Raw genomic sequence first — 5,009 nt, forward strand, 5'->3', positions numbered from 1 at the left:
AAGGTAAAAAAGAAGAAGAAGGATAAAGATAAACATCCGTAAAAAAGCCGCTAATTATTCGGCTTTTTTATTCAATTCGAGGATTTCACAATATACAGGTATTACTGCAGTTATTTACGTTTATGAGCATCATTCCATACTTCGATGAGGATTGAAATATTCTATCTATATAATACTGGAGAAGGCAAAATTATAGATAAGGAGACTCAAGTATGAATAAGTTGAAATGGATATCACTTGTGCTTGTTACAACATTTTTAATGGGTTCTTCCTTTACTGTTGGAAAGCTTGGCTTGGCCTATTCTTCTCCCTTGTTGTTGGCAGCTTATCGTTTTATACTTGCCGGAAGCATCCTTGCGATCCTTGTACGTGTTTTAAGAAGAGCACATCCAGCTGCAAAAGAGGGGTGGGTGAAGATGCTAATGATCGGTGTTTTTCAAACAGCAGGTGTCATGGGTTGTATTTTCTTAAGTTTACGTTCGATTACAGCTAGTGAATCCTCTATACTTACGTTTACCAACCCTTTACTTGTTGTAGTATTGGGCTCCTTTTTGTTCAAAGCACGTTACAAACTTTATCAATGGGGAGGAGTTCTGTTGGGATTGACAGGGGTTGTAATTACACAGGGAACCCATCTTAAATTTGAGGTTGGAACTTTATTTGGAATTTTATCCGCTTTGTTGTGGGCGGCTTCTACCTTGTTAGTTAAGAAATGGGGAACGAATTTTGATACATGGGTTTTATCTGCGTATCAGATGCTTTTTGGTGGATTACTCCTTTTGGCAGCGAGCTTTTTACTTGAACATCCTTTTTTTCATCCTAACACTCATTCATTATCCATTTTATTATGGCTGAGTGTCATGTCCTCTATTGTTCAGTTTGCCGGGTGGTATTACTTATTGCAAAACACGGATCCAGGAAAGACAAGTGCCTATTTATTTTTGGCGCCATTCTTTGGTGTATTAACAGGCTGTATACTATTGAACGACCCTCTATTTCCGTCCTTTATCGTCGGAGGCTTCTTTATTCTTACTGGTATTTATCTTGTGAATCGAAACTTTCAGCCGAGCAAAGCAAAACGAAAATTATTTATTACCCACTAGCGGTTAAAAGATAGAACTTGAAAAATCGTCTTGAAATAAAAGAAGCCTCGACCGTTTAAAACTAACGTGTTTCAATTTATTATTCCCACTTAATCTACATTATCCGTATCAAATCCTTCTATATGGAGATACTGCCAAATTAGGTGACAAAAATGATATAGGAGGATTATATGGACAGCACATACGAGGTATTAAACAAGCAAATTTCCAATTGGAACATATTATACGTTAAACTTCACAATTATCACTGGAACGTAAAAGGGCCCCATTTTTTTACTCTCCATGAGAAATTCGAAGAATTATATAATGAAGCCAATCAACATATTGATGAATTAGCAGAACGTTTGCTTATGTTACAGCAACAGCCTGCCGCAACAATGAAACAATATTTAGAACTGGCTACAGTCAAAGAAGCTTCAAATAATGAAACATCAGAAGGGATGGTACAAGAGATCATCGATGATTTTGCATTAATCAGAGATCAATTAAAGCAAGGTATGGAAATTACGGAAAAAGAAAATGATGAAGTTACCCATGATATGTTACTAAGTATTTCATCACAATTGGATAAACACACCTGGATGCTCACATCATTTTTGGCGTAAGTATCCTTGATACGTGTCCATTGTTAAAAAACTACCTCGTGATCACAAGGTAGTTTTTAACGTTCTTATGCACACCAAATTCAGTAGCGATTTCATACTTTACGACCTCAATCAGGATTGCTATATTTTTCCTTCTTTTTGATAACATTTCTCTTGAATGTATTTTTATTCTTAATGGTTAAAAGGACATCGCCAGTTGTGGTTTGAGTTAAGTATCGTGCTCTATTTCTCTCTTGGCATAGGGGGTTGGTCCTCTGTGGAATCCGATACAGGTACACATTCACCACTCATATAGTAATCACTCACTTGTTCATGTGTAGTGGCCATACCTACAGAAACCTGATCTTTTCCTTTATAGTCCTCAGTCTCATAATTTCTTTCGCCCACTTTATTGCCTTCATTACTTTGTTTTTTTCTCATTTTTTTAACTCCTTCATTTCGATTACAATTTTTCTTCAACCTGCTTTCATTCATACAACAAACAACTCGGGCTTTCCCAACAAAATATAAAAGGGCTACCTATATTGAATAGGTAGCCTTGTCCATCAATATTTTGTTGTAATTAACAAAATTATTGTTGTTGCCCACCAAATCCAGAAATCTGCTGTTGTGCAGTAGCCACAAGACGTTTAGTGATTTCTCCACCAACTGATCCGTTTGCACGAGAAGTTTGGTCAGCTCCAAGTTGTACACCGAATTCAGTAGCGATTTCGTTTTTCATTTGGTCGATCGCTTGTTGTGCACCTTGTACTAAAAGGCGATTACGATTTCCTCCACCAGTATTTGCCATGTTTGTTCACCTCCTTTTCACTGTTATTTTCTGAAATTGTGCCAAATACATGCCTTGAAATTTTTGTAAAAACCACCAAACGCATTTGATATAGAGGATTCTGCAGGCTTTTTGGATAATGTTATTTATTCTGGTTATATTAGTCTGTATGGGCAAGGGATAACATTGTTGTTCGCCAAAACACTTCCTTGGTTATCTCTTGCCTTTGATTTCATGACCACCATTCAACCCCCATTCCTTTGGGGTTTTTATCGTGAGGTTTTTATACCGCGCGGCAAGAGTTTAACGCTAATTCTTTGACAAACAATGTGTTTTTTGAGGCATAAAAAGCTTCGTATAGGACAGGTTACACAAGAAATCATGAACTCACAAAACAGCGGAAGCCAGCGAGATGGTTTTTCCCAACAATACTGCAGCTTAATGGGTCAAACTGTTTTTTCTGGATCCAGAGGACAATAGAGCACGGTTTAGGGAAAAAACTGATACGCCTGTCAAAGGGAGTGTAGTCCTTTATGGACAAAAAAATCGTATGGAAAAAGAAAATACAAAACCAAAAAGCAGAGACCGACTTTAACAAAAGCAGAAATTAATGAAGGTTTAGTGTTGGCTTTGTGACTTTCAGGGCATCAGCACGATATGGACAAGGATACGAACCGCGTTACACATAACAGTGCACACAAAGGTCGATCTGGAAAAGCCGGGATAGTACAGTTTTTTTTAATTGCCGGTGTTATTAGCCACAAAACATATATACTTAGAGGTTTCTCTTTAACCTTGTAGAAGTAATACTTGGGAAACCTTGCGCCAAAAAAAGACTGAATTTTCATAACTATTAAAAAGGATTGTTATTAAACTAGGAAGGGGGCTCTTTCTGTGGTTTCAGTTCTGCAAATGCCAAGAACGATACTTTACGGCCAACATTCATTTCAGAAAGTGGGGGAGGAAACGTCTAAGCTCGGAAACAAAGCACTCATCATCAGCGACCGAATGATGGAGAAGCTGATGTACGTTGAAGAATGCCAACATCTTTTAACACAAGCAGGAGTATCCTCAGTCAAGTATTTGGACATCGATTCTGAACCGACAGATACGTTTGTTTATGAAGCGCTGGACACGCTTAAAGCGGAATCGTGCAATGTGATTATTGGCTTAGGTGGAGGAAGCTGTATTGATACAGCAAAAGCAGTTGCAGTTCTGGGTACGAATGGGGGATCCATCAGCGATTATATGAATAGCAGAAAGATTGCACAAAAGTCTGCCGTTCCCTTAATCGCTATTCCTACAACGGCAGGAACCGGATCTGAAGCAACGGATGTAACCGTCATAACCGATATTGCGCTTGATATTAAAATGATGATTAAGCAGCCCGGATTTATGCCGGCAGCAGCCATTGTAGATCCGGTCCTAACCATTTCTTCTCCTAAAAATATAACTGCGGCAACCGGCATTGATGCACTTACTCACGCTATTGAAGCCTATCTTTCAAGGCGTGCCCATCCTTTTACCGATTCTTTGGCGTTAACCGCCATTGGACACATTATGGAAAGTATACGAGATGCATATCATCAACCTCAGAATATAAAAGCGAAGGAAAAAATGTCCCTTGCTGCCCTCCAGGCAGGAATGGCTTTTTCGAATGCATCAGTCTGTTTGGTTCATGGAATGTCCCGCCCGATAGGAGCTTTGTTCCACGTGCCTCATGGCATCTCGAATGCAATGCTTCTTCCTGTTGTTCTGGAGTATAGTCTAGAAGATTGCTATGAGAGGCTAGCTGATATCGGGAATATCATTTTTCATGACACGCAAGGGCTTACAAAACAGGCAATAGCGCAGAAAATAATAGACGAAATAAAAGCCCTATGCGTCGAGCTATCTATTCCTAATTTGAAAGGTTGGGGGATAATAGAGGATCTTTTTTTGCAAAATCTAGAAAAGATGGCAAGAGATGCCCTGGAAAGCGGCAGTCCCGGCAATAATCCGAAAGTGCCGGATGAGATCGAATTAATGGAGCTGTACAAATTATGTTATGATTACCAGTTTAGTTCTCAAACGATTAAATCATAAAAATCGTACTGCCATTTTAAAAAGGCAGAAAGAGGAGGGCTTTTTTTCCAGGGGTTTTCTATACATACAACCAACCTACTATAATAAGAAAGCACGCCTATTGTCCAAATATGGAATACGAATCATTTTTCTAGATTATGTAAAATGATGATTGACCACTCTGGAACTTCGGTGCTAACATGTCATTGAAAGCAATTACATTTTACTTAAAGTGTCTGTTCTCGCGTTTCATATACTGAAGGAGGGAAATAGTGATGAAGAAGATGAGTGCTTTATTCAGTTCTGTACTTCTTAGTTCTACTTTCTTATTGCCTCTTAGTGCCAGTGCTGATCAATCGAACGGTAAATCCGATCCATCCATCACGTCCAGTAACCGGGTGGTCGAGCGAATCGTAGCCCACATGACTGACAAGGAAAAGATCGGACAGCTGGTGATGCCATCAACAC

At 38.9% G+C, this 5,009-nt stretch carries 6 protein-coding genes; 4 read left to right on the forward strand and 2 right to left on the reverse strand.

What is annotated here, in order from left to right; all coding sequences use genetic code 11:
- Positions 1–212 precede the first annotated feature (212 nt).
- Together ABHN01_RS24525 and ABHN01_RS24530 are read left to right on the forward strand one after the other, a co-directional pair.
- Positions 213–1,103: a DMT family transporter gene (locus tag ABHN01_RS24525; protein WP_429877712.1), complete on the forward strand. Its 891-nt coding sequence runs from the start codon at positions 213–215 to the stop codon at positions 1,101–1,103.
- Positions 1,104–1,273: 170 nt separating this feature from the next.
- Positions 1,274–1,708 carry a Dps family protein gene (locus tag ABHN01_RS24530; protein ID WP_429877713.1) on the forward strand — a complete coding sequence of 145 codons (435 nt, stop codon included), beginning with the start codon at positions 1,274–1,276 and terminating at the stop codon, positions 1,706–1,708.
- Between the two features lie 222 nt (positions 1,709–1,930).
- Here ABHN01_RS24530 and ABHN01_RS24535 read toward each other — a convergent pair whose 3' ends face one another.
- The gene (locus ABHN01_RS24535; protein ID WP_429877714.1) at positions 1,931–2,128 is read right to left on the reverse strand and encodes a YozQ family protein; all 198 of its coding nucleotides are present in this window, start codon (positions 2,126–2,128) and stop codon (positions 1,931–1,933) included.
- Between the two features lie 151 nt (positions 2,129–2,279).
- Positions 2,280–2,498, reverse strand: coding sequence for a small, acid-soluble spore protein, alpha/beta type (locus ABHN01_RS24540; protein WP_429877715.1), 219 nt, complete (start codon positions 2,496–2,498; stop codon positions 2,280–2,282).
- An 891-nt stretch (positions 2,499–3,389) separates the two neighbouring features.
- Here ABHN01_RS24540 and ABHN01_RS24545 point away from each other — a divergent pair.
- Together ABHN01_RS24545 and ABHN01_RS24550 are read left to right on the forward strand one after the other, a co-directional pair.
- Positions 3,390–4,562 (forward strand): iron-containing alcohol dehydrogenase, encoded by a 1,173-nt coding sequence (locus ABHN01_RS24545; RefSeq protein WP_429877717.1) that lies wholly within the window; start codon positions 3,390–3,392, stop codon positions 4,560–4,562.
- Between the two features lie 254 nt (positions 4,563–4,816).
- Positions 4,817–5,009, forward strand: a 193-nt coding sequence (locus tag ABHN01_RS24550) for a hypothetical protein (RefSeq protein ID WP_429877716.1), incomplete at its 3' end; no start/stop codon positions are given.

This window comes from Fictibacillus sp. NRS-1165 (assembly GCF_050468105.1).
In the GTDB taxonomy this organism is placed as follows: Bacteria; Bacillota; Bacilli; order Bacillales; family Fictibacillaceae; genus Fictibacillus_C; species Fictibacillus_C terrinigri.

Excerpts from the sequence above, each read along its gene's own strand:
- ABHN01_RS24545 (WP_429877717.1), top strand. The coding sequence starts at position 3,390 with ATGCCAAGAACGATACTTTACGGCCAACATTCATTTCAGAAAGTGGGG.
- ABHN01_RS24530 (WP_429877713.1), top strand. The coding sequence starts at position 1,274 with ATGGACAGCACATACGAGGTATTAAACAAGCAAATTTCCAATTGGAAC.
- ABHN01_RS24540 (WP_429877715.1), bottom strand. The coding sequence starts at position 2,498 with ATGGCAAATACTGGTGGAGGAAATCGTAATCGCCTTTTAGTACAAGGT.
- ABHN01_RS24535 (WP_429877714.1), bottom strand. The coding sequence starts at position 2,128 with ATGAGAAAAAAACAAAGTAATGAAGGCAATAAAGTGGGCGAAAGAAAT.
- ABHN01_RS24525 (WP_429877712.1), top strand. The coding sequence starts at position 213 with ATGAATAAGTTGAAATGGATATCACTTGTGCTTGTTACAACATTTTTA.